The 24,159-nt window shown below is 65.2% G+C and carries 19 protein-coding genes; 11 read left to right on the forward strand and 8 right to left on the reverse strand.

Annotation, left to right across the window (positions count from 1 at the left end; all coding sequences use genetic code 11):
- Positions 1-545 (reverse strand): amino acid permease (locus tag JHD67_RS16445; RefSeq protein WP_199100317.1); only part of this gene is annotated, 545 nt, incomplete at its 3' end.
- A gap of 237 nt (positions 546-782) precedes the next feature.
- Here JHD67_RS16445 and dnaE point away from each other — a divergent pair.
- The 7 genes from dnaE (at position 783) to JHD67_RS16480 (ending at position 9,683) form a co-directional block, all read left to right on the forward strand.
- Positions 783-4,337, forward strand: a complete 3,555-nt coding sequence (dnaE, locus tag JHD67_RS16450; protein WP_199100318.1) for a DNA polymerase III subunit alpha — start codon at positions 783-785, stop codon at positions 4,335-4,337.
- Between the two features lie 204 nt (positions 4,338-4,541).
- On the forward strand, positions 4,542-5,498 hold the full coding sequence (gene accA, locus JHD67_RS16455) for an acetyl-CoA carboxylase carboxyl transferase subunit alpha (RefSeq protein WP_199100319.1): 957 nt from the start codon (positions 4,542-4,544) through the stop codon (positions 5,496-5,498).
- Positions 5,499-5,626: 128 nt separating this feature from the next.
- The gene (locus tag JHD67_RS16460; protein ID WP_199100320.1) at positions 5,627-6,382 is read left to right on the forward strand and encodes an NYN domain-containing protein; all 756 of its coding nucleotides are present in this window, start codon (positions 5,627-5,629) and stop codon (positions 6,380-6,382) included.
- A complete protein-coding gene (tilS, locus tag JHD67_RS16465) occupies positions 6,375-7,664 on the forward strand; it encodes a tRNA lysidine(34) synthetase TilS (RefSeq protein ID WP_199100321.1) in 1,290 nt (429 codons plus the stop codon). Before JHD67_RS16460 ends, tilS begins: the two co-directional genes overlap by 8 nt.
- Before the next feature lie 97 nt (positions 7,665-7,761).
- Complete coding sequence (locus JHD67_RS16470) at positions 7,762-8,019, forward strand: exodeoxyribonuclease VII small subunit (protein WP_199100322.1); 258 nt, start codon at positions 7,762-7,764, stop codon at positions 8,017-8,019.
- Positions 8,003-8,902: a (2E,6E)-farnesyl diphosphate synthase gene (gene ispA / locus JHD67_RS16475; protein WP_233171976.1), complete on the forward strand. Its 900-nt coding sequence runs from the start codon at positions 8,003-8,005 to the stop codon at positions 8,900-8,902. The genes JHD67_RS16470 and ispA overlap by 17 nt, the downstream gene beginning before the upstream one ends.
- Before the next feature lie 70 nt (positions 8,903-8,972).
- Positions 8,973-9,683 (forward strand): hypothetical protein, encoded by a 711-nt coding sequence (locus JHD67_RS16480; RefSeq protein ID WP_199100324.1) that lies wholly within the window; start codon positions 8,973-8,975, stop codon positions 9,681-9,683.
- A gap of 43 nt (positions 9,684-9,726) precedes the next feature.
- On the opposite strand, the gene JHD67_RS16485 is transcribed toward JHD67_RS16480, so the two are convergent.
- Together JHD67_RS16485 and pmbA are read right to left on the reverse strand one after the other, a co-directional pair.
- Entirely contained in the window at positions 9,727-10,164 is a 438-nt protein-coding gene (locus JHD67_RS16485; RefSeq protein ID WP_199100325.1) for a DUF4870 domain-containing protein, read from the reverse strand.
- 115 nt (positions 10,165-10,279) lie between these two features.
- Positions 10,280-11,632, reverse strand: a complete 1,353-nt coding sequence (gene pmbA, locus JHD67_RS16490) for a metalloprotease PmbA (protein WP_199100326.1) — start codon at positions 11,630-11,632, stop codon at positions 10,280-10,282.
- A gap of 115 nt (positions 11,633-11,747) precedes the next feature.
- Here pmbA and JHD67_RS16495 point away from each other — a divergent pair, with 115 nt between their 5' ends.
- Entirely contained in the window at positions 11,748-11,996 is a 249-nt protein-coding gene (locus JHD67_RS16495; RefSeq protein ID WP_199100327.1) for a DUF1653 domain-containing protein, read from the forward strand.
- A 27-nt stretch (positions 11,997-12,023) separates the two neighbouring features.
- Complete coding sequence (yjgA, locus tag JHD67_RS16500) at positions 12,024-12,605, forward strand: ribosome biogenesis factor YjgA (RefSeq protein WP_199100328.1); 582 nt, start codon at positions 12,024-12,026, stop codon at positions 12,603-12,605.
- 269 nt (positions 12,606-12,874) lie between these two features.
- On the opposite strand, the gene JHD67_RS16505 is transcribed toward yjgA, so the two are convergent.
- Positions 12,875-14,296 (reverse strand): putative sulfate exporter family transporter, encoded by a 1,422-nt coding sequence (locus JHD67_RS16505; protein ID WP_199100329.1) that lies wholly within the window; start codon positions 14,294-14,296, stop codon positions 12,875-12,877.
- Between the two features lie 187 nt (positions 14,297-14,483).
- Entirely contained in the window at positions 14,484-15,923 is a 1,440-nt protein-coding gene (gene tldD / locus JHD67_RS16510) for a metalloprotease TldD (RefSeq protein WP_199100330.1), read from the reverse strand.
- Positions 15,924-16,058: 135 nt separating this feature from the next.
- On the opposite strand from tldD, the gene JHD67_RS16515 reads away from it, so the two are divergent.
- On the forward strand, positions 16,059-17,264 hold the full coding sequence (locus JHD67_RS16515) for a sterol desaturase family protein (protein WP_199100331.1): 1,206 nt from the start codon (positions 16,059-16,061) through the stop codon (positions 17,262-17,264).
- 53 nt (positions 17,265-17,317) lie between these two features.
- On the opposite strand, the gene JHD67_RS16520 is transcribed toward JHD67_RS16515, so the two are convergent.
- Positions 17,318-21,259 carry a YhdP family protein gene (locus JHD67_RS16520; protein ID WP_343214386.1) on the reverse strand — a complete coding sequence of 1,314 codons (3,942 nt, stop codon included), beginning with the start codon at positions 21,257-21,259 and terminating at the stop codon, positions 17,318-17,320.
- 42 nt (positions 21,260-21,301) lie between these two features.
- Positions 21,302-22,798: a ribonuclease G gene (rng, locus tag JHD67_RS16525; RefSeq protein WP_199100332.1), complete on the reverse strand. Its 1,497-nt coding sequence runs from the start codon at positions 22,796-22,798 to the stop codon at positions 21,302-21,304.
- A gap of 191 nt (positions 22,799-22,989) precedes the next feature.
- Here rng and JHD67_RS16530 point away from each other — a divergent pair, with 191 nt between their 5' ends.
- On the forward strand, positions 22,990-23,502 hold the full coding sequence (locus tag JHD67_RS16530; protein ID WP_233171977.1) for a mismatch-specific DNA-glycosylase: 513 nt from the start codon (positions 22,990-22,992) through the stop codon (positions 23,500-23,502).
- On the opposite strand, the gene JHD67_RS16535 is transcribed toward JHD67_RS16530, so the two are convergent.
- A partial coding sequence (locus tag JHD67_RS16535) for a LysR substrate-binding domain-containing protein (RefSeq protein WP_199100334.1) occupies positions 23,487-24,159 on the reverse strand: 673 nt, incomplete at its 5' end. The two genes, JHD67_RS16530 and JHD67_RS16535, sit on opposite strands and share 16 nt — an antisense overlap.

Here is a 24,159-nt window from a genome sequence, read left to right on the forward strand (position 1 = left end):
GCATAGAGCAGCGCGGTAATGGCCCCGACCACCAGCAAGGCCGGCAGGTTGATCAGGGCGCCGGTGGCCACGAAATGACCGTCCTTGAAACTCAAGGGAGCGTTGGCGAGCGCGGCGGGCACGTTGACGCCCAGGCTGTGCAGCAAACCGACACCGTAGCCGGACCAGCCCACGGCAACGGAAGACACCGCCAGCAGGTACTCGGCCACCACGTTCCAGCCGATGAACCAGGCCAGCAACTCGCCGAAGGTGGCATACGCGTAGACGTACGCGCTGCCCGACACCGGCAGCATGGCGGCGAACTCGGCGTAACTCAGCGCGGCCAGCGCCGCCGCCAGGCCCGCCAGCACAAAGGAAATGGTCAAGGCCGGCCCGGCATGCTCCGCGGCCGCCTGTCCGGTGATGACGAAGATACCCGCGCCAATCACCGCACCCACGCCCAGCACGATCAGGTCCTTGAGCCCTAGCGTGCGGCGCAGGTTGTCGCTGGCGCTCAGCGAGTCCTCGATGGGTTTGACGGTGAACAGCGAACGGAGCAATGACATCGGCGAGTCCCGGGCAGCGCGGAGGCGGCTGCCGTCCAAACGGAGAAAGTCCCCGACCATGCCAGCCCCGACAGCCGATCGCAACCTGCCGGAAGTCGTCCATGGGGTCTGTCCTGACACCGCCGATGGGAGCGAAAAGCCCACAACGGCGCGGTGAAAGCCGGGATTGGCCCCCTGTCAATTCTTGCCCGTCCCGGGCCGCGCCGTTAGGCTGAGCCTCCATTCTGCGCGTGCGCCATGTCCGTCCGCTTCGCCCACCTCCATTTGCACAGCGAATATTCGCTGGTTGACTCGACCATCCGCATCAAGGCGCTGGTTGAGGCTTGTGTACGCCTTGGCGTACCCGCCGTTGCGCTGACGGATGACAGCAACATGTTCGCGCTGGTGAAGTTCTACAAGGCCTGCAGCGCGGCCGGCATCAAGCCCATCGGTGGTTGCGACCTGTGGATCAGCGCGCCGGACGATCCGCGCCCGTGGCGACTCACCCTGTTCTGCCAGAACCGCGAGGGTTACCTCAACCTGTCGCGCCTGGTGTCGCGCGCCTGGCGCGACGGCCAGCACAGCGGCCGCGCCATGGTCGACATGGCCTGGCTCACGCCCGAAGCGACGCGCGGCCTGATCGCCATGATCGGACGCGAAAGCGAAGCGGGTCGCATCGCGGTGAACCAGGGCGTGGACACAGCCGTCGCGCGCCTGCGACCGTTCGCCACCCAGATGGCGGACCGCCTGTACCTGGAGCTCACCCGCACCGGACGCGAAGGCGAGGAGAACTGGAACGCGGCGGCCCTGGCATTGGGCGCCGCACTGGATCTGCCGATACTCGCCAGCAACGATGTGCGCTTCCTCAAGCAGGAGGATTTCGAATCGCACGAAGCACGCGTGTGCATTAACCAGGGACGCGTGCTGGCCGACCCCAAGCGCCCCCGCGACTACAGCAATCAGCAATACCTCAAGTCGCCCGAGGATATGGAGGCGCTGTTCGCCGACCTTCCCGAGGCCCTCGAGAACACCATCGAGCTGGCCAAGCGCTGCACGCTGGAACTCAGCTTTGGAACGTACTACCTGCCGGACTTCCCGGTGCCGGAAGGCCATGACCTGGCCAGCTATATCCGAGAGCTCTCCCGCGAGGGCCTGAAGGAGCGACTGGCGTTTGGCGGCGTAGCGCCAGGCCGCACGCGGGAAGAGTACGAGGCGCGCCTGGAGCGCGAGCTGGACGTCATCATCGAGATGGGCTTCCCCGGCTACTTCCTGATCGTGGCGGACTTCATCAACTGGGGTAAGCAGAACGGCATCCCGGTGGGCCCGGGCCGTGGCTCGGGCGCAGGCTCGCTGGTGGCATGGGTGCTGAAGATCACCGATCTGGACCCGATCCAGTTCGACCTGCTGTTCGAGCGCTTCCTCAACCCCGAACGCGTGTCGATGCCCGACTTCGACATCGACTTCTGCATGGATCGCCGCGATGAGGTGATCGACTACGTGGCGCGCAAGTACGGGCGCGATCACGTCAGCCAGATCATCACCTACGGCTCGATGGCCGCGAAGGCGGTGCTGCGCGACTCCGGTCGCGTGCTCGGCATGGGTTACAACGCGGTCGATCGCATCGCCAAATTGATTCCCGCACGCCCGCTCGACCTCACCCTGCAATGCGCGCTGGGGCGGTCGGACAAGGCCAAGAAAGAACCCGACCGCATCGTCAAGGACTTCTGCGACCTGTACGACCAGGACGAGGAAGCGCGCACGCTGATCGACCTGGCGCTCAGCCTGGAAAGCCTCACGCGCGGCGTCGGCAAGCACGCCGGCGGCGTGGTCATCGGCCCCAAGCCCCTCACGGAGTTCGCCCCGCTGTATTGCGAACCGGGCGGCGGCGGCGTGGTGACCCAGTACGACAAGGACGACGTCGAAGCCGTCGGCCTGGTGAAGTTCGACTTCCTGGGCCTGCGCACGCTCACCATCATCGATTGGGCCGTCAAGGCGATCAACGCACGCCGCGCCACCACGGGCGAGGAAGCGCTGGATATCGCCGCCATCCCCACCGACGACCCGGCGGCCTACGAGGTGCTGAAGAAGGCGCAGACGGTCGCCGTGTTCCAGCTCGAATCCTCGGGCATGCAGCGCATGCTCAAGGACGCCAAGCCTGACCGCTTCGAGGACATCATCGCGCTGGTGGCGCTGTACCGCCCCGGCCCGATGGACCTGATCCCCAGCTTCGTGGCGCGTAAGCACGGCCGCGAAGAGGTGGTCTACCCCGACCCGCGCGTCGAACCGATCCTGAAAGAGACCTACGGCATCATGGTCTATCAGGAGCAGGTGATGCAGATGGCGCAGATCGTGGGCGGTTACTCGCTCGGCGGCGCCGACCTGCTGCGCCGCGCGATGGGTAAGAAGAAAGTCGAGGAAATGGCGAAGGAGCGCGCCAAATTCCGCGAGGGTGCGGCCAAGGACGGGCTCACCGGCGACAAGGCCGACGAAATCTTCGACTTGATGGAGAAGTTCGCCGGCTACGGCTTCAACAAGTCGCACGCCGCCGCCTACGCGCTCGTCTCCTACCAGACCGCCTGGCTCAAAGCCCACTACCCTGCCGAGTTCATGGCCGCGACGATCTCGTCGGACATGGACAACACCGACAAGGCGGTGACCTTCATCGACGAATCCAAGGCCATCGGTCTCACCGTGCTGCCGCCGGACGTCAACGCCTCCGAATTCATGTTCGTGGCGGTGGAACCGAAGGTCATCCGCTACGGCCTGGGCGCCATCAAGGGCGTCGGCCAAGGTGCCTGCGAAGCCATCGCCGAGGAACGCAAGCGCAACGGGCCTTACAAGGATCTGGCCGACTTCTGCCGCCGCGTCGATTCGACCAAGCTCAATCGACGCGTGCTGGAAGCGCTGATTCTTTCCGGCTCGCTAGGCGCGTTGGCGCCCAACCGCGCCAGCCTGATGGCCCAGCTGCCCAACGCCATGAAGGCCGCCGAGCAGCACCTGCGCAACGCGCAAAGCGGCCAGAACGATATGTTCGGGGCCATGATGGGCAGCGCGGCACCCGTGGTGGACGTGGAACTGCCCACCGTGCCCGAATGGCCGCTGGAGCAACTGCTGCAAGGCGAGCGCGACACACTGGGCCACTACCTTTCCGGCCATCCCACCGACCCGTGGCGCGAGGAGCTGGCCCAGCTCTCGACCTGCCCGCTGGGCGAGATCGCCGACCGCTACCAGCCGCCCAAGCCGCGCAAAAACGACGGCGACGACAACCGCTTCCGCCGCGGCCCCGACACGCCGTGGACGGTGGCCGGCATGGTCACCGCCATACGCAAGCGCGGCGATAGCGACGCGTTCGTGCGGCTCGAAGATGGCACCGGCATCATCGAGGTGAGCTTCTTCGGCGAGCTGTACCAGCAGGTGGCTCCGATGCTTACGCGCGATGCCCTGCTGGTGGTCGAGGGCGGCCTGCGCATCGACGACTTCTCCGGCGGCGGCTTTGCCCTGCGTGGCCGCAGCGCATACACCCTGGGTGATGCGTGCCGCCGCTTCGCCCGCCTGCTGCGCTTGAAACTGAATGGGGTGGGCCCCGGCTTCGTCGACGACCTGCGCCGCACCTTGAGCGGCTACCGCGGCGGCCGCGCCAGCGTCGTGCTGTACGGCTATCACAACCAGGTCGCCCAGGCCGATCTGGAACTGGGTGAGGACTGGCGCGTGGACGCCATCCCCGAACTGCTGCGCGCCATCCGCGCGGTGCCGGGGGTGGAGGCGGCCAAGCTCAAGATCGTGAAGACGGATGACCGCCCCCGAGGGGATTGACTCATCCCTGATAGCCGTCATTTCCGCGAAAACGGGCACCCAGCGTCAATGAAGGCGGTGCGATGAGAACCAAAGGCACCCGATTCCCGCTTTTGCGAGATGGCCGGACGTGTGAATCCCGCGATACCACCCCATACGCCGCCGTTCCCGCCTTTTTCCGCAGAACGGTATACTCCGCCGCTTCCGTGTCATGAACTGCACCGAATGAATCCCAACTTCCTCGATTTCGAACAACCCATCGCCGAGCTGGACGCGAAGATTGAAGAGCTTCGCCACGCCAGTCACGGGCAGGCGTTCAACATCGACGAAGAGGTTGGCCGCCTGCGCGAGAAGCTCAAGCTCAAGACCAACGAGATCTTCCGCAACCTCACGCCGTGGCAGGTCACCCAGTTGTCGCGCCATCCTGGCCGCCCCTACACGCTCGATTACATCAGCGTGATGTGCGACGAGTTCCACGAGCTGGCTGGTGACCGCGCCTATGCGGACGACGCCGCCATCGTGGGCGGCCTCGGTCGTATCAATGGCCGCTCGGTGATGATCATCGGTCACCAGAAGGCGCGCGATACCAAGGGCAAGGTGCGCCGCAATTTCGGCATGCCGCGCCCCGAGGGTTACCGCAAGGCGCTGCGCCTGATGAAGATGGCCGAGCGTTTTGGCCTGCCCCTCATCACCCTGATCGACACCCCAGGCGCCTACCCGGGCGTGGGTGCTGAAGAGCGCGGCCAGTCTGAAGCGATTGCGCGCAACCTGCTGGAAATGGCCGACCTCAAGACGCCCATCGTGTGCACGGTGATCGGCGAAGGCGGCTCCGGTGGCGCGCTCGCCATTGGCGTGGGCGATCGCACGATCATGCTGCAGTACTCCACCTATTCGGTTATCTCGCCCGAAGGCTGCGCCTCCATCCTGTGGAAAAGCGCCGAAAAGGCCAAGGACGCCGCCGAAGCACTGGGCCTTACCGCCCCGCGCCTGCTGGAGCTGGGCCTGATCGACAAGATGGTGCGTGAACCGCTGGGCGGCGCCCATCGCAACCCGCACTCCATGGCGGTACGCCTGAAAGCCGTGCTGCTGAACCAGCTGGACGAGCTGGAAGCCTTATCCACCAAGGATCTGCTGGATCTGCGCTACAAGCGCCTGCGCGGCTACGGCGCCTTCAACGAGTAAGCACTTCGTCGCGTGAGTGATGCGTGGGCGACGGCCGTTTGCGCCACCGCGTCACTCACTGCCTCTTCACTCACCCCGCCCTCCGGCACGCGCTACCATCGGCCGCAACACCGCCGGGATAACGCGTCATGGCTAACGATCACGCTACCAAGCTCGCCGTGCTTATCGACGCGGACAACGCGCAGCCGGGCATCGCCGAGGCACTGCTGGCGGAGGTAGCCAAGTACGGCACGGCGCACGTCAAGCGCGCCTATGGCGACTGGACCAGCAACCATCTCAAGAGTTGGAAGGAACAACTGCTCACGCAGTCGATCCAGCCGATCCAGCAGTTCGGCTATACCAGCGGCAAAAACGCCACCGACTCGGCAATGATCATCGACGCGATGGACCTGCTCTACTCCGGTCGCTTCGATGGCTTCTGCATCGTCTCCAGCGACAGCGACTTCACCCGTCTTGCCGCGCGCATCCGCGAATCGGGGCTGATCGTCTATGGCTTTGGCGAACGCAAGACCCCCGATCCCTTCGTGGCGGCCTGCGACAAGTTCATCTACACCGACATTCTGGTAGCCAAGCCGGACGAAGAACAGCCGTTGGCGCCGCGCACGGCCGCCCAGCTCAAGCAGGATTCCAGCCTGGTGAACCTGCTGCGCAATGCGGTGGAAGCCGCCTCCGACGACGATGGCTGGGCCGGCCTCGGCGGGGTGGGCTCCATCATCACCAAGCAGCGCCCCAACTTCGACTCGCGCAGCTATGGCTACAACAAGCTGAGCGAACTGATCACCGCTACCACGCTGTTCGAGATCGATCGGCGCAGCCCCGGCGAAGGTCGACCCAAGGTGATCTACGTACGCAACAAAACCAAGAAATCCACCGCCCGTGACTAGACTGGTCGACTTGCTACAACGCGCCTTGCAGTTGCATCCCCCTGGCGCGCTATGCGTGGCGTACAGCGGCGGCCCCGATTCCACGGCACTGCTGCATGCACTGGCCTCGCTGCCCGAGGCGCAGGAGCGGGGCCTTCGCGCGCTGCATATCGATCACGGCCTGCATGTGGACAGCCACACCTGGGCCGAGCATTGCCGCCGCCTGGCGGGTGAGTGGCAGGTGCCTTGCCTGGTGATGCGGGTAGAGGTGGATCACGCGCGCGGCTACGGTTTGGAAGCCGCTGCACGCGAGGCGCGCTATCGCGCCTTTGCGCTGTCGCTGCGCGACGGCGAACATCTGCTGCTGGGTCATCATCGCGATGACCAGGCAGAAACGGTGTTGCTCAAACTGCTGCGCGGCGCAGGCCCCGACGGCCTGGGTGGCATGCGCGCGCAACGTCCGCTGGGCCGTGGCGCGCTGTGGCGACCGCTGCTGGACTTGTCGCGCCAGCAACTGAGGTCATATGTCGAGCAACACGGGTTGCCGTGCATCGACGACCCGTCGAATGCGGACAGCCGCCTCTCGCGCAACTTCCTCCGCCACGACATCCTGCCACGCCTCAGCCAGCATTGGCCTCACGCGGTGGAATCGATCGTGCACGCGGCCGGCCTGAGCCGCGCCGCCGCCGATGTACTGGAGCAGCAATGGCGAGCTGCGCAGCGCAAACTGCTCGACCCTGCCACCGGTAGCCTGGAGGCCGCCGGATGGCTGGCCTTGTCGCCCGCCCTGCGCCACCCGCTGCTTGACGACTGGTTACATGCGCGCGGCCTGCGTGCGCCTACCACCGCACAACGTCAGCAGATCGAACGCCAATGCCGGGCCCGCGACGGTCAGTTGCCCTGCATCCGCTGGAACGGCACCGAACTGCATGTGTGGAAAGGCCGCCTGTGGGCACTGCCGCCGCAAGCAGCCATCGACCCGCAGTGGCAGACCCAATGGCAAGGCGAACCACTCGCCCTGCCCGATGGCGGCAGCCTGCGACTGGACCCGCCAGGACAACTGAGTCAGCCGCTGATGGTGCGCCTGCGCCGCGGCGGCGAGCAGCTGCGCCCCATCGGCCACGCCCACACACGCGAACTGCGCGATCTGTTCCAGCAAAGCACCATGCCGCCATGGCGCCGTCTCGCCTGTCCGCTCTTGTACGCGGGCGAGGAACTCATCGGCGTGGCCGACCGCTGGTTCACCGAGCGCGGGCTGGCCCTGCTCGGCCCAGCGCGCCCCTTATGGCAACCGGCGTACTGAAATAGATTGCCAAACCCGCCGATTCTCGTCATCGACAGGGCCTCGCGCACGTCGCGCCGATTGATTCCACACGTCCCCTGCGTTAGCTTTGCGGGCCATGGCCAAGTCCGCTCCCGCTCCTGCCAGTCCCGCCCCCGCCGCCGATTTCGAACACTCGCTGGACGAACTCGAGCAGCTGGTGGCTCGTATGGAAGGCGGCGACCTGAGTCTGGACGAATCCCTCTCTTCCTTCGAGCGTGGCATCGGCCTCTATCGCCATTGCCAGCAGGCACTGGAAAGTGCCGAGCTGCGCGTGCGACTGCTGCTCGATCCCGATGCTCCCGACACCGCCGAACCGTTTGAACCCGAACTCTGAACTCGGCAGTGCCCTCAAGTCGCTGATCGCCCGCGCCGACCAGGCGCTCGCCCGCTCGTTGCCGCCGGAAGATGCCTCCCCGATCGAATTGCATCGCGCCATGCGCTATGCGGTGCTGGGTGGCGGCAAGCGCCTGCGGCCCTTGCTGGTGTATGCCGCCGGTCATGCGTTCGGTGAAAACGGCGCCGTGCTGGACGCACCGGCCTGCGCGGTGGAGCTGATCCATGCCTACTCGCTGGTGCATGACGATCTCCCGGCGATGGACGACGACGATATGCGTCGCGGACGCCCCACCTGCCACATCGTGTTTGGCGAGGCGATGGCGATTCTCGCGGGCGACGCGCTGCAAGCCCTCGCTTTCGAACTGCTGGCTGACGACGTTGAACTCGGCGTGGCGCCGGCGCGCTGCGTGGAAATGCTGCGCGTGCTCGGCCGCGCCTGTGGCGCCGAAGGCATGGCGGGCGGTCAAGCGCTGGATCTGGCCGCCGTGGGCCGCAAGCTGTCGCTGACCGAACTGGAACATATGCACGCCTGCAAGACCGGCGCGCTGATCCGCGCCTCGGTACGCCTGGGCGCATTGGCGGCAGGTGCCGACGACGGCGCCCTGGCCTCCCTGGACCGCTACGCCCATGCCGTGGGCCTGGCCTTCCAGGTGCGCGACGACATTCTGGACGTGGAAGGCGAATCGGCAGTGATCGGCAAGACCGCCGGCAAGGACGCGGCCGCGGACAAACCTACCTTCCCTTCGATCATCGGCATGGATGCTTCGCGCGAGCATCTCGCCCGTCTCACTGCCGACGCACTGGACGCCATCGCGCCACTCGGCGAACGCGGCAGCCTGCTGGAAGAGCTGGCGCGCTACGCCGCCGCCCGCGCGCACTGACGTCGATTGCGTCAACACGAGCCAAACTGGCACGTTGACTGATCGACCTATCGATTATTCGGCTTCCGCCATGCGACGTCGTACCGTGCTTGTCCTGATCGCCGGCCTGCTGGCCCTGAATGCCCACGCCAGCGCACCGCCGGGCGCCGATTTCAGCGGCGCCTGGCGCCTGGACGACCGCAACAGCGACAACGCCACCACGCTGGCCGCCGCCCTGCGCGACGAGGCCCACAAGGAGCAGCAGGCCAGCACCCAGAACACGCAAGGCACCCCCAGCCCCGCGACCGGCTCGTCAGGCAGTAACGCCGGTGGCGGTCGCCACGGTGGCGCGGGTGCTGGCGGCATGGGCCACGGGGGCGGCATGGGCGGCTCTGGCGGCGGTCACAGCCGGCATGGCGGCGGCGATACGAGTAACAAGGACAACGCCAGCAAGGACGGCGATGCAGGGACCTATCCGCTGCCGCCTACCTTGAGTGCCGATTCGGTGCTGTTGGTACAGCAAGACGCCAAAACGGTCGACGTCCACCTGGGCAACGGTGACCGCCTCACCGCCACCCTCGATGGTCAGCCACATCAATCGCTCAACGGCAATGCGATGGTGCGCGGGCACCTGGAGGCCGGGCACATGGAGGTGGCGATCGAATACGCCGATGGCACCCAGCTGGTGCAGAACTGGGCATGGTCCCCGGATGGTCAGCAGTTGGTGGTAACCGGCAGCTGGAAGCTGCCGACGCTGCAAGCGCCCGTCAGCTTCAGGCGTACTTACGTGGGGCTCCACTGATCAGGGGGCGAGGCACTCCCGCTGCCTCGCCCCTCGGGGCGCCTTACTTGATCAGGCGCAGCGTGAACGGGTAACGGTAGCGCACACCCTCGTTCGCGCGGATGGCCGCCAGAATGGTCAGCACCAGCCAGCCCACGCCCACGACCACGCCAACCGGAATGGCGATCAGCACGCCCAGGCCCAGCGTAATCACCGTGAGCAGCAACAACGCCACGCCGATGATGGCGATGGTGATGTTGAAATTCAGCGCCTCCTTGGCCTGGTCATCGACGAAAGGCATGGTGTCTTTCTTCACCAGCCAGATGATCAGCGGCCCCAGGAAGCAGCCCCAGCCAAACCAGGCGCCCGTGAGGATGCAACCCAGCAGGGCGGACAGATGAGCGAACAAGGCCCACTGCCGCTGTTCGGCGGAAGGTGTATCGGACGGCGCGGAGGGGCCATTCGACGGCGGCGGTACGACAGACTCCGGTGGAACGCTCATGCGCACATCTCCTGGTGTCGTAAAAGCCAGACTTCATGGTCGCCAGCGGTGAGCCGGCAACCGGGATCGTAGCAAGTGTTCGCTGGCTTTTCCCTTGTCAGAAGTCCTACCCGCGTTACTCGCCTGCGATGGTCATCTGCTCGAGCAGAATCGAACCGGTGAGCAGGTGCGAGCGATGGTCCACATCCGCGCCCACCGCCACGATGTTGGCGTACATATCGCGCAGGTTTGCCGCGATGGTGATTTCCTCCACCGGATAAGCGATCTGGCCGTTCTCCACCCAAAAGCCGGAAGCCCCGCGCGAATAATCGCCGGTTACGGTGGACACGCCCTGCCCCATTACCTCGGTGACCAGCAGGCCGGTGCCCATACGCTTGAGCATGCCGGCGAAGTCGTCCTGGCCCGGCTCCACGATCAGGTTATGGATGCCACCAGCGTTGCCGGTGGATTCCAACCCCAGCTTGCGCGCCGAGTAGCTGCCCAGCACGTAGCGGGCCAGCACACCGTTTTCGATAAGCGCACTGTCGCGCGTGGCCACGCCCTCGGCGTCGAACGCACCCGAGCCCTGACCGCGCACCAGGAAGGGCCGCTCCACGATGTTCATCCATGCCGGCATCACCGGCTTGCCCACGTGATCGAGCAGGAAACTGGCCCGGCGGTACAACGCCCCGCCGCTGACTGCACCGATCAGGTGACCGATCAACCCGCGCGCCACTTCCGGCGCGAACAACACCGAACACTGGCGCGTGGACAGGCTCTGCGCGCCCATGCGCGAAAGCGTGCGCTGGGCGGCCTTGTCGCCCAGCGACTGGGCGCTGATGAAATCATCGGCCGAACGCACGCTGTCGTACCAATAGTCGCGCTGCATGCCGTCATCGTCGCCGGCGATCAGCGAGAGCGAGAGCGAATGGCGCGTGCCGCGCTCACGCCCCAGGAAACCGTGGGAGTTGGCATAGACGGCCACGCTTTCGCCCATCTGCACGCCCGCGCCATCGGAATTGCTGATGCCCGCGTGCGCGCGCCCGGCCGCTTCGATCTGCTGGCCCAGCGCGATGGCACCGGCCGTATCGATGCGCCAGGGATGCCACAGGTCCAGATCCGGGAAGTGGGTCGCCATGCGCGCGGGATCGGCCAGGCCGGCCGCGGGGTCTTCCTCGGTAAAGCGGGCAATGGCACAGGCCTGCTCCAGGGTGGCCTGGATGGAGTCGGGGTTGAGATCCGCCGTGCTGGCCGAACCCTTGCGCTGCCCAAAGTAAACGGTCAAGCCAAAGCCGCGGTCGCGCGTGTGCTCTACGGTTTCCACCTCGCCCAGGCGCACGTTCACGCTCAACCCGGTATCGATGCTGGCGGCCACCTCGGCCTGGCTGGCGCCGGCCGCGCGGGCGCGGCGTATCACGTCCTCGGCCAGTTGGGACAGTCTGTCGAGCTCTTCGAGGCTGCGGTCCTGGGTGGTGCTCAGTTCGGTCACGCGTGAATTCCTGCAAACGGGCGGGTAACGGGTAGAATACGCGGTCCTACCCGCGCAACCGTCCCAGATGGGGGCGATGCGGCCGATTTGCAAAGAGCGTCCCACGGAGAACGCCATGTCACCGACAGCCGGCATCTACCGTCACTACAAAGGCCAGCGTTACCGCGTACTGGGCACGGCCCGGCATAGCGAAACCATGGAAGAAGTGGTGGTGTACCAGGCGCTCTATGGCGACTACGGCCTGTGGGTCCGTCCGGCCTCGATGTTTTGCGAAACGGTGGAGCTGGAGGGCGAGCCCATTCCGCGCTTTGCGCTGGAACGGGCGGAACCCACCCCGTTGGACAACCTTGATGCCGCGCACTGAACCAGGCCGACCAGCCGGAAGAATCCCGTGAACCGTACCTACACCGACAATCCCGAGCACGACTACGGCCCCACCCGCACCCAACAGCGCCGCGACGCGCTGGCCGTGCTGGCCCTGGCAAACCAGCTGATCGAGCTGCCCGCCAGCAAGCTGGCCAAGCTGGAACTGCCGGAAGACGTGCTGCGTGAGATCGCCAACACGCGCCGCATCACCGCGCATATCGCACGCAAGCGCCAACTGGCTTTTCTCGCCAAGGTCATGCGCCGGCACGAGCAGGAAGTATTCGACGGCGTGCGCGCCGCACTCGGCGAAAACCGAGAGCGCCAGCGCCAGGAAACCGCCGCCATGCACCGCATGGAAGCCCTGCGCGATCGCCTGCTGACGGATACCGATGCCGCCCTCGGCGAGCTGATTGCGCAGCACCCGCAGGTGGACCGCCAACATCTGCGCTCGCTGATCCGCCAGGCCAAGGCAGAGAAGGACGGCAACAAGCCGCCGCGCGCCTACCGCGAACTTTTCCAGTTGCTCAAGCAACTGGCCACGGCCAACGGCGCGGAAGAACCCGCCGACATCGAGATTGTCGAAGAACCCGAAAGCGACGACGAGTAAGTCACTTCGCAGCGCGCGCGGGGCGCGGCGTTCTCCCCTCCCGCGTCGATGCTAGATCGGCGCAAAACGGGAGCAGTGATCCTGGGGCGACACCCAGCATTCGTGCAGCGTGCACAGTCGGCTGGATGCGATGCTCGCGCCATAGGCTGAACCGAAGACACTCAAACCGGCCATGCGCCGCTCGAGCTCATGCCGATCCGTCAGGCGATGACGGCACTGCGCGCAAGCCGCCGGCCGCTCCCGCGCAACAGCACCCCCCTCGGCGAGGCTCATCCGCCCAGTCCGTTCCAGAAATCGGCAAATACGTGCACCGAGAGCACGTAGCCGATCACGATATTCACGACCACGCCCACCGTAAACGCCAGCAACGGACGCCAGCCGGTAGTGGCGAGCGAGCGCAGTCGTGTAGTAAGGCCGATACTCAGAAAACAGAAGGTAAACACCCAGGTGCGCAGCGTGCTGATGGGTGCCACCAGGTCGGGCGTGACCACCTTGCGGTAGTCGGCCAGCGAATAATGACCAGCAACCCAGGTCACCAGCGCCGACGCCAGCACGAAGCCAAACACGAACTTGGGAAAGCGTGCCCAGATCTCGCGTATGTCTGCCTTGGCCTGCACGCCATCGGTTTCCGTGTTCCAGCGCGTGGTAGCGACCCAAGCCAGGACAAAGGCCCAGATGCCAATCCAGATATCGCGGCCCACCACCTTCATCAGCGTAAACGCCTGCACGGCCGCGTCTGGCGCACCGGCGATCGCACCACCTGCATTGCGCGCCGCATCGCCGTAGGCCTGCGCTGCGGCCACACCTGCCGCGTCGGCAAATTCGGAGGTGCCGATCCATGCGCCGGCCACGGCCGTGGACAGCCCCAACGCGCGTGAGGCAAAGGGCAGTACAAAAATCATCGCGATGGCCCACACCACCACCAGCGTGATCGCCATGGAGGTCTGTTCCCGCTTGGCCCGCACCGCACCGCCCGTGGCAATCGCCGCCGATACGCCGCACACCGCGCCACCTAGGCCGAGCACGGCCGCAAAGCGGCGATCCAGCCCCAGCGCCTTGCCGGTAAGGAAGATGGTGAAGAACGTAACCAGGGAAACGATGGTGGCCTGCCCCGCGGCCACCGGGCCGGCCCACACCAGCAAGGTCAACGGCAAGGTGGCACCCAGCAAAACGATGCCGGTCTTGATGTAGAACTCCACGCGCAGGCCGCCCTGGAGCCACTCGGGCACGCCGACCGTATTGGAGAGGAGCAAGCCCAGCGCCAATGCCAGCAAGGGCGCCTCCAGGTTGTAGCGCGACGCCTGCGTCCACGCCGATACGGTGAAGATCATCAGCGACAGCCCGAACAGGATCAGAAAGCTGGGCACAAACCGCGTCAACGACTGACCCAGCACCGCCAGCGCCGAGCCGAACAGCAACGCGAAGGTGGCGAACAGCGCCAGATAGTTAGGCCAATGTCCAGCCAGCCCCTGCGCGGCTTCCGCCAAGGTTTTCCACTTGGCTGGCGCCACCGCCAGCCACTTGAGACTGCTGCCGTTGGCGAACAAGGCCCAGGCCACCGCGATGACCAGCAAGCCGATCCATACGGACCACCAGTCTTCGTTGGCAAGCCATGCGAGCCGGGCGCGCGGCGGCTCGGCCGCCTGTTCGGGCTGGCCGCGTCGCGGCCATGCGTGGGAAACCTCGCTCATGAGCCTGCCCCTCTCGTGCGGAATGACTTGGACGTCCAGACGTCCTCATAACCATGGCGGCAAGACACGCCATGTTCCGCACTTTCGGCGCCAGGGCCTGGGAAGCGAAATGAGCTTTTGTTCTATCGACATGCCGCTATAGCGGCGCTGTCACATACACAGCTCGCGCAGGCCGGGCTGCACCGACTCAGGACGCCGTGCCGCCCACCGTCATCGCATCGATCTTGAGCGTAGGCTGACCCACGCCCACCGGCACGCTTTGGCCGTCCTTGCCGCACACGCCCACGCCTTCATCCAGGGCGAGGTTGTTGCCGATCATGGAGACGCGGTTGAGCACTTCAGGGCCTGCGCCGATCAAGGTGGCCCCCTTCACCGGACGGGTGATCTTGCCGTCTTCGATCAGGTAGGCCTCGCTGGCGGAGAACACGAACTTGCCGTTGGTGATGTCCACCTGACCACCACCGAAGTTCACCGCATACAAGCCCTTCTTGACCGAGCGGATGATCTCTTGCGGATCGTGCCGGCCGGCCAGCATGTAGGTATTGGTCATGCGTGGCATCGGCAGTTGGGCGAAGGATTCGCGGCGGCCGTTGCCGGTAGGGGCCATGCCCATCAGGCGGGCATTGAGCTTGTCTTGCATGTAACCCTTGAGGATGCCGTCCTCGATCAAGGTGGTGCACTCGGTGGGCGTGCCTTCGTCGTCCACGCTGAGCGAACCGCGGCGCCCGGCCAGGGTGCCGTCGTCCACCACGGTGACGCCCGGCGCCGCCACGCGCTGACCGATGCGACCGGCGAACGCGGAGCTGCCCTTGCGATTGAAATCACCTTCCAGGCCATGGCCAATGGCCTCGTGCAGCAGCACGCCCGGCCAACCCGGCCCCAGCACCACCGGCATGCTGCCGGCCGGCGCTTCGACCGCCTCCAGGTTCACCAGTGCCTGGCGCACCGCCTCATCGGCGAAAGCCATGGCTCGGCCGTTGTCGATCAGTTCGCGATAGCCATAACGGCCACCGCCACCGGCGCTGCCCTGCTCACGCCGATCGCCCTGCTCGGCGATGACCTGCACGTTAAGGCGGACCAGCGGACGCACGTCCGCCGCCAGCGTGCCATCGGAGGCGGCCACTAGCACGGTGTCCATGGTGGCCGCCAGGCTTACGATCACCTGCTTGACGCGCGGATCGCGCGAACGCGCATAGGCGTCCACCTCGCGCAGCAAGGCGATCTTGTCGGCATTGGGCAGGCTCTCCACAGGGTCGATGGCCGGATAGAGCTGGCGGGCGCCGTTGAGCGCCAGTGGCTTGCCGGCGCCGTTGCCGCCATGGGCGATGGCGCGCGCCGCCCTGGACGCTTCCAGCAGCTGCGGCAGCACGATCTCATCGGAGTATGCGAAACCGGTCTTTTCACCACTGATCGCACGCACGCCCACGCCTTGCTCGATGGAGTGGCTGCCGTCTTTGACGATGCCCTCCTCCAGCACCCAGGACTCGCTACGCGAATGCTGGAAATAGAGGTCAGCGGCGTCGATGGACGGGCCCATCAGCTGGCTGAACACGCGATCGAGATCGCTGGCGGCGAGGCCACCCGGGGCCAGCAAACGACGTTCAGCCAGGGCGATCAGGGAATCCATGAAATCTTTGCCATGTGTAAAGGAGTCGATTTTATCAAGTGGGGGCCCGCCTCCGGTGTTTAAAGACCGTCGCCGGCTGCGACGGGGGCACGGTGCGGCTAGGATGCGCGTATTCCCGTTAGTGAAGGATCACGCATGAGCGACACCCCGCGCCCACCCCTGGCCCATAAGGTGATCGACCGCGCCCTGAAGGCGCCGATCGAGGAAACCCGCGAACTGCTGCACCGCGACGGCGAACTCAAGCCCGGCCTGGGCAAGATCAGCAGCATCGTGGCGCTGTCGCTGGGCATCCTGAGTTTGCTGGGGGTGCTGGCGTTCCATTTCCCGGAGTACCTCACCACGCCGGACCTGCGCCACAAGTATTCCGTCGATGTGCTGCGTCAGCTGTTGCTCGGCGCGCTGCTGGTGGCCGGCGGCATGTCGCTGGCCAATGTGATTCTAGGGCGCATGCGCCGAATCAGCATGGTGGCGTTTGCGCTGGTGGTGATTGCGACCGCGCTGGGTGGCTCACGCGTACCGGTGGGCGACTTTCCCGACCACACGCCTTACATCGGCTTGGACTGGTTCATCCTGGACCTGCTCGGCTCGACCCTGGTATTCGTGGTGATCGAAAAGTTGTTTCCGCTCTACAAAGGCCAGTCACTTTTCCGCAAGGAATGGCAAACCGATCTCAAGCACTTCGCGGTGAACCACTTCATCGTAGGCCTGGCGCTGCTGGTGGTGAACTTCCTGCTGCATCATCTGTTCGGCTGGATGGTGAGCGGCCAGTTCCAGCAAGCCGTGCAGCACATCCCCTTCGTACCGCAATTGCTGCTGTGCATCCTGGTCGCGGACCTGGCGCAATACTGGACGCATCGCGCGTATCACGAGGTACCCCTGCTGTGGCGTTTCCATGCCGTGCATCATTCGGTGAAAACCATGGATTGGCTGGCCGGTTCGCGTCAGCACATGCTCGAGCTGATCGCCACGCGCGTATGCGTGCTGGCGCCGCTGTACATCCTGGGCTTTAGCGAAGCGACGATGAATGCCTACATCATCGTGGTTGGCTTCCAGGCGGTGTTCAATCACGCCAACGTGCATCTGCCCTGGGGCCCGCTGAAATACGTGATGGTGACGCCGGATTTCCATCACTGGCACCACGCGTCCGACGAGGAAGCCATCGACAAGAACTACGCCGCACACTATGCCTTTCTCGACTACCTGTTTGGCACGGCCGTGAAGTCGACCAAGAAGTTTCCCGAGAGCTATGGCGTGGTTGGTGATTACATGCCCGACGGCTTTCGCCGCCAGCAACTGTTTCCATTCACCGGAAGTACCAAGCCGCGCGAACCGGCGGCCTGAAACGCGGCGGCCTGCCCGTGGCGCGCGCCGCGGGCAGGCCGCGCCAGCGCCGTTTAATGCGCCACGCTGCTCGCCGCCGCGGGCAGCGAGTCGGGCAAGATCAACGTCCCGCCTTCGAGCGGCGACGGCGTTGAAGGCACCGGCACGTCTTTCTTCTCGGTCAGTGTGATGGTGGGCTTATCCCAGCTGCCGGTGACCTTGTAGCGAGCACTGGCCGCGTGATTGATGCCCTTACCCAGCAAGCCCTGCGCCACGAAGCCAGCCGCCACGCCGATCGGACCACCGACCACCGCACCCACGATCGGCAAACTGTTGCCCGCGTGCGGAATGGCGACGACCTGGAGGTCGTAATCCTTGGCGCGCACGCCGGTGCGGCCCTTGATGGAAATCTCCGCGGCGGGGCTGCGAATCTGCAGGTCGTCCGTCGTGGCATTGCCGTCGCCGAGATGGAAATTCCCGGTAATGGCATCGAAAGCCAAGCCCTTGCCGAACACATCACCGAAGTCGAATGAAAGGCGACGCGGCAGCTCCAATACCGAGATCAGCCCGAACAAGCGCGCCACGCCCGGCGTCACTTCCGGCATGCGGCCATCGGTGACGTTGATGCTGAGCTTGCCGTCCATGTTGCCCAGTTCCATCGCCGAGGGCGCACCCGGCCACGCGGCATCCAGTTGCGCACGCACCTTGCCGCCCGCCAGCAATCCTTCGTAGCCGAAGGCACCCAGCATTTCGCCAAGGTTTTCCGCCGCGAAATCAATGCGCATATGCGAATGACTGTCGCCCGCCGTGCCGTTCCAGTCACCGCTGCCGTTGATCTGTACGCCGCGCGTAAGCGTGCGCAATTGGTCGATATGCATGCCGTGATCGGTAGGCCAGGTCTCCAGTCGAGCATCACCCAGCTTGGAATCGCCAAAGCGCAAATCGCTGACCCACAAATGGAACGGTGGCAACGCAGACGGCGTGATGCCGGTATTGGCCGGATTGCTCGGCGGCTCCGTTGGCGTAGCGGGATTGCTCGCAACCGGCGGCGCACTCGATGCGCTGCTTGATGCGGTTGTATCGTTGACGCCCTTCTTGGGTGCGGGGGCGACATCCTTGGGCCAGTAGAGCCGCTGCAAACGCGCCGTAACCCCGCGTTTGTTGAGTTGCGCCAGCGGAATAGCAAAACGCCCGGCAATGCCGGCGCTGTCCACATCCACGGTCAGGCCATCCGCCGAGTTGGCGGCGAGCAAGCGCATATCGGCAAATGGATGGCCAAACAAGACAGCCTGATCGGCATTCACATCGATGCTTTCCAGCCCCGGCCCGTTCCCGCTGCTGCCGGAAGCGGCATATTGCACCCAACCGGTGACATCGAGCTTGGCCGCGCGTCCACGAACACGGATGCCACGCTCAGGCAAAGCATCGGGCTGCTTGGTACCAAAGGCGAAGGTGGCGGCGAACGGCTGGTTATCGTTCTGCGGCAGACGCATGCGTGCGCGCACCACTTGCGCCACGGCCAACTGAACTTCACTGCCGGCCATGGGCAGATTCATGTCTACATGCAGCGGCAGCGCCCCCTCGGCGGCCTTCTTCATCGGCACAGGGAAATTCAGCGCCATGCCCACCAGGCTGGATTCGACACTGAGCTGCTGGGTGGTCGCCGCGCCGCCGTTGGCATGTGCGATGCCAAAACCGATGGTGAAGTCGCTGCGCCCGTCAGCCACCTGGTTGAGCCACTCCAGCTCTTTATAACCCTGGGTCAGCTCGCTCATGCTGTAGCGACCGTTGAGCTTGGCTGACAACACCGTATTGGGCTGGCCGGTGGCGCCAGCGATGGCCAGGTCCAATTTGGACGGCTGACCACGAAAGCTCGTATCCAGCGGGCCGGCGTGGAAACCCGCTTTGTCGAAAGTGGCCGGGCCGGTCAGCTTGTCGAGCTTGAGGTTCCATTCCGGTGCATTGAAATCCATGCCTTTGAGTTGTGCGTGGCCATTGAGAACAAGCGCTTCCGCATCGGCCACAGGTAAGGAGAGGTGGAAATCGAACGCACCAGTGCCACCCAGGTTCAATTTGGCCAGCGTGTCGGCCTGATGGCTGCCAATCGGGCTCTTGCGCACGAACTCCAGCATGCTCGCCCCGGTACCGGCACCGCTGACGTTGAGGTCGAGCACGGTGTTGCCGAACTCGGGGATCAAAGCTACCGCGTGATCCACCTTGTTACCCAACGACTCGCCCGTCGACGCCTCCACCAGCATGCCGTTGTTGATGAAGTTGGCCACCGCGCTGATGTTCTGTGCACGCGGCCAGTCCTTGCCATATTCCAGTTCCAGGCCGCTCATTTCGGCGCGTGCCTCGAAACGTCCTTCGTTGTGACGGAACGGCCAGTCCTTGAGGTCGCCGCGAACCAGCACGTCGGCCTGATCGATCTTGCCATCGACCAAGGCCTGGTCCAGCCATTGCACGGCCGAGGGCGCCATGGAGTCGATCGGCCAGAACAACTTGGCGGCGACTACATCCGCGTGGCCGATCGAGGCATAGAGATCGAGGAACGGGCGCCCACCCGCATCGGGCAGCTGCGCTTCGCCGCGCGCCTCGCCACCGAAACCGGCACCCTCGAACTGCAGTGAGTCGGTGCCGATGTGCCAGGCATCGTCTTCGTGCCAGAACACGACATCACCAGCCAGCTTCTGCATCACGAACGGCTCGCGAAACGTGTGCGGAAAACGCAACACGGTGGCTTGCGCCGGCAGGCTCAATGCCATCGACTGCGCGTCGCCACGCAACTCGCCCTGTACACCATCGAGGCCGGGCAGCTTACCCACCGGGTTGATCGCCAGCCCACTGAAGCCGACATCGAGCAGTTGCAGGCCATCGGCATGGTTCCAGCGCGCCTGTGCATGCGTCACGCGTCCGCGCGGCTTGCCGCTGCCCACCCATTGTGCGAGTCCGGGCGACAGCTGGGGCTTGAGCGCTAACCAGGGCACCAGCGGCGCCAGCTCCAGGTTCTGCGCCACCGCCTCCGCATGGGCCTGATCGGTATCCACGCCATGCAACTGGGCCACGACCGCACCGCCATCATCGGCGGCCCAACGGATGCGGTAGCCGTCGCTGTCATTGGCAAGCTCACCCATGCCATCCAGCGCGGCCACACTCGCGGTGGACCCGTCGGGACTCGACACCGCCACGTCACGCAGATGCACGCGACCGAGTACGCGCACCACCTTGGCGTCGCGCCAATCCAGCCAGCTATCGAACGAGCCCGAGCCACTGTCGGCCGTATATCCGCCCAAGTCGACGCCTGCCGACATCGCATGCAGGTCAAGGTCGCTGCCACTCAACCAGAGACGGCCATCGGCGCCGTCATCGCTGAAGTTGCCGGCGCCGCGCAGCACGCCGGGCGCGCCTTCGCGCCGCAACAGCGCCCCCACGCGGACCCGATTGCCCTGCCGGCTCAGCCGCAACTGGTCGGCCAGCAGTGTGTAATGACGATTAAGGCGGTTGTCGGTGATATCCAGCCGCACTTCGCTTAACCACAGCCCCACCGATAGCTGGCCGAAGCTCGGGTTCTGGCGCTCCTGCCCGCCAGCCAGACCAATGCCGTTGATATGCCACGCGCCGTCCGGATCACGGCTGAGGTCAAGCTGCAGGCCGCGTGCACGCATATTGAGCAGGTGCCGCGAGGGCAGCAGCAGCCCGCCGAAGTCCAGTTTCAACTCGGCTTCGGGCACGTGCACGGGTTCGCCCTGCTCGCCGGGGCCATCACCGATGGTGACGCCGTGCATCACGAACAAAGGCCCGGCGGGCTGCCAGTGACCTTCCAGGCGCTGGAAAGTCACCGGCCGGTGCAGGCGGGCGCTGAGCTGCGCGGCCACCCATTCAGGATGACGCGCCAGCTGTGGCAGCAGCAACTGCGTCAGTGCCATGAGCACAGCGAGCGAAATCACGCCCACGCCAGCGACCCAGGCGATTGCCCGGGCGCTTAGTTGCACGCGCTTGTGCCACAGCGGGTTCACGGCCCTCTCACCGCACCGCCCAACAGGCGGTGCGTGGAAGCCTTAGAGGAGAACCACATCGAACTGTTCCTGCGAATAATGCTCTTCGGCCTGAAAGCGTATGCTTTTGGAGATGAACTCTTCCAATTCGGCCACCGCGGCGGATTCCTCCTCCAGGATGCGCCCGACCACCTTGGGGCTGGCCATGACCAGTAATTTCTCGGTGTTGAACTGGCGCACCGCCCGGGTGATCTCGCGAAAGATCTCGTACGTGACGGTTTCAGAGGTCTTGACCGTGCCGCGCCCGCCGCAAGCGGGACAGGGCTCGCACAGCTGGCGCTCCAGGCTTTCGGTGGTGCGCTTACGTGTCATTTCCACCAGTCCCAGCGCCGACATGGGGTACACGGTGGTTTTGGCATGGTCACGCGCGAGGCCCTTTTCGAGCATGCGCAACACCTGGCGGCGGTGCTCCTCATCGACCATATCGATGAAGTCGATGATGATGATGCCACCCAGGTTGCGCAGACGCAGTTGGCGCGCCGCCGCCTGAGCCGCCTCCAGATTGGTGCGGTAGACGGTTTCCTCCAGGTTGCGCGTACCGACGTAGCCGCCGGTATTCACATCGATGGTGGTCATCGCTTCCGTCTGATCGACGATGAGGTAGCCACCCGACTTCAACGGCACTTCTTTCTTGAGCGCGCGCTGAATTTCGTCCTCGACGCCGTAAAGATCGAAGATGGGCCGCTCGCCGTTGTAATGCTCCACGCGGTCGTCGAGATGCGGCATGAACTTGTGCACGAACTTGACGACCTTCTCGAAGGTCTCGCGCGAATCCACGCGCACCTTCTCGATATCGTCGTTGAGCATATCGCGCAGGCTGCGCAGCGGAAGCGACAGCTCTTCGTAGACGCGCTCGCCCACCTTGGCCTTGACGATGTTTTCCTGCACCACGCGCCACACCTTGCCCAGGTAGGTCACGTCGAAGGCCAGCGATTCGGCGGTCTGCCCCTCGGCATTGGTGCGTACGATGTAACCCAGCGGGTTTTCACCGATCAGCGGGGTCAGCACGTCTTTAAGCCGCTGGCGCTCGGGCTCCTCCTCGATGCGGGCGGAAATGCCCAGCGTCTTGGCGTGCGGCAGCAGCACCAGGTAGCGCGAGGGAATCGACAAGTGCGTGGACAGCCGCGCGCCCTTGGTGCCGATGGGGTCCTTCACCACCTGTACCACGATTTCCTGGCCCTCATGGACCAGCTCGCTGATCGAAGGCACATGGCCATTGCCGTTGCCGTTGCCATGGGGCACCGGCTCGGCGCCCTCCGCGACCGGCAAGGGCGGCCGGAGGATGTCCGAGGCATGCAGGAACGCCGCGCGCTCCAGCCCGATATCGACGAACACCGCCTGCATGCCGGGCATCACCCGCTGCACACGCCCCTTGTACACATTGCCGACGTAGCCGCGACGGGAGGCCCGCTCCACGTGCACCTCCTGCAACATGCCGTTCTCTACCACGCCGACGCGCGTCTCGCGTGGGGTCACGTTGATCAGGATCTCTTCGCTCACCGGGTACTCCCTGGATGGAGGGTCTTTATAGCGGTAGGACGCGCACACTGTCGATGCGTCGTGAAGCATGGGCGTGACGCTATGGAGCCCACCGCCAACTGGCGCCCGGAAATCCACGAATCACCGACATTTCGTGAACTGACCGGTGTTTCATTCACTGGCCCGTGAACACGCCGGCTATGCTGCACACAATGCCCCAAACGATTCTCCCCGACCTGCTTCAACCCGGACTCACATTGGTGTTCTGCGGCACCGCCGCTGGGCGGCGCTCCGCGGCGGAAGGTGCGTACTACGCGCACCCGGGTAACCTGTTCTGGCGCGCACTGCATGAGACAGGACTAACCCCGCATCGGTTCGCACCGGCCGAGTTTCGGCAATTGCTTACGCTGGGTATCGGCCTCACCGACCTGGCCAAGCATCACATGGGCAACGATGACGAGCTGCCGCGCGATGCATTCGACGTCGATGCGCTGCGCGCACGCATCGCGCTGCATACGCCGCGGGTGCTGGCCTTTACCAGCAAGGCGGCGGCTCGAGCGGCCCTGGGCGCGGTGACCGGCTATGGCCTGCAGCAGGAGCGCTTCGGAGAAACGCGGCTGTTCGTGCTGCCTTCACCCTCCGGTCAGGCGCGAGGCCATTGGAGCCTGACGCCGTGGAGCGAACTGGCCGCCCTGGTGCGCGAGCCAGCTCAGCTGCGCGCATAAGCCGCCAACGCACCGACCAGATGATCGAACAGCCGGCGCACGCGCAGGCTTTGGCGAAGGTCTTCATGCATCACCACCCAGGTGTCCATGGGCAGCGTCATGGCCTCGGCCAGCACCCGCACCAGTGCCGGCTCCCGCTGCGCCAGCGGCACCTGGGCGAAGCCAATGCCGAAGCCCGCGCGCAAGGCGGCCAGGGCCGCCAGATCGCTATCGGTACGCAGGGCGAACTGATCCCGCGTGTAGGGAAAGCCACTGGGCCGCATCCGGCGCACATACACCGGCTCGGTATCGAAGCCGATCAGGCTGTGCGCGCCGAGCTCTGTCAGGCTACCCGGTGCGCCATGCTGGTCCAGGTAGCGACGATGGGCGAACAACCCCAGCGGAATCTGGCCCACATGACGCGCCACCAGGGCGTCCTGGCTGGGCTGGACCATGCGAATCGCAAGATCGGCATCCTGCCGTAACAGGTCGGCGGTCTGATTGGACACCACCAACTCGATCGCGATACCGGGATGCTCCCGACGAAATTCAGCAAGCAGCGGCGGCAGCACTTCTACCCCGATCACCTCACTGGCACTCAGACGCACCGTACCCTCGATGGCATCCCGCCCCGCCGACGCCGCACGCTGCAGCGCAGCCGAGGCCGAAGCCATGGCC

Source organism: Dyella sp. ASV21, assembly GCF_016428975.1.
Taxonomy (GTDB): Bacteria; Pseudomonadota; Gammaproteobacteria; order Xanthomonadales; family Rhodanobacteraceae; genus Dyella.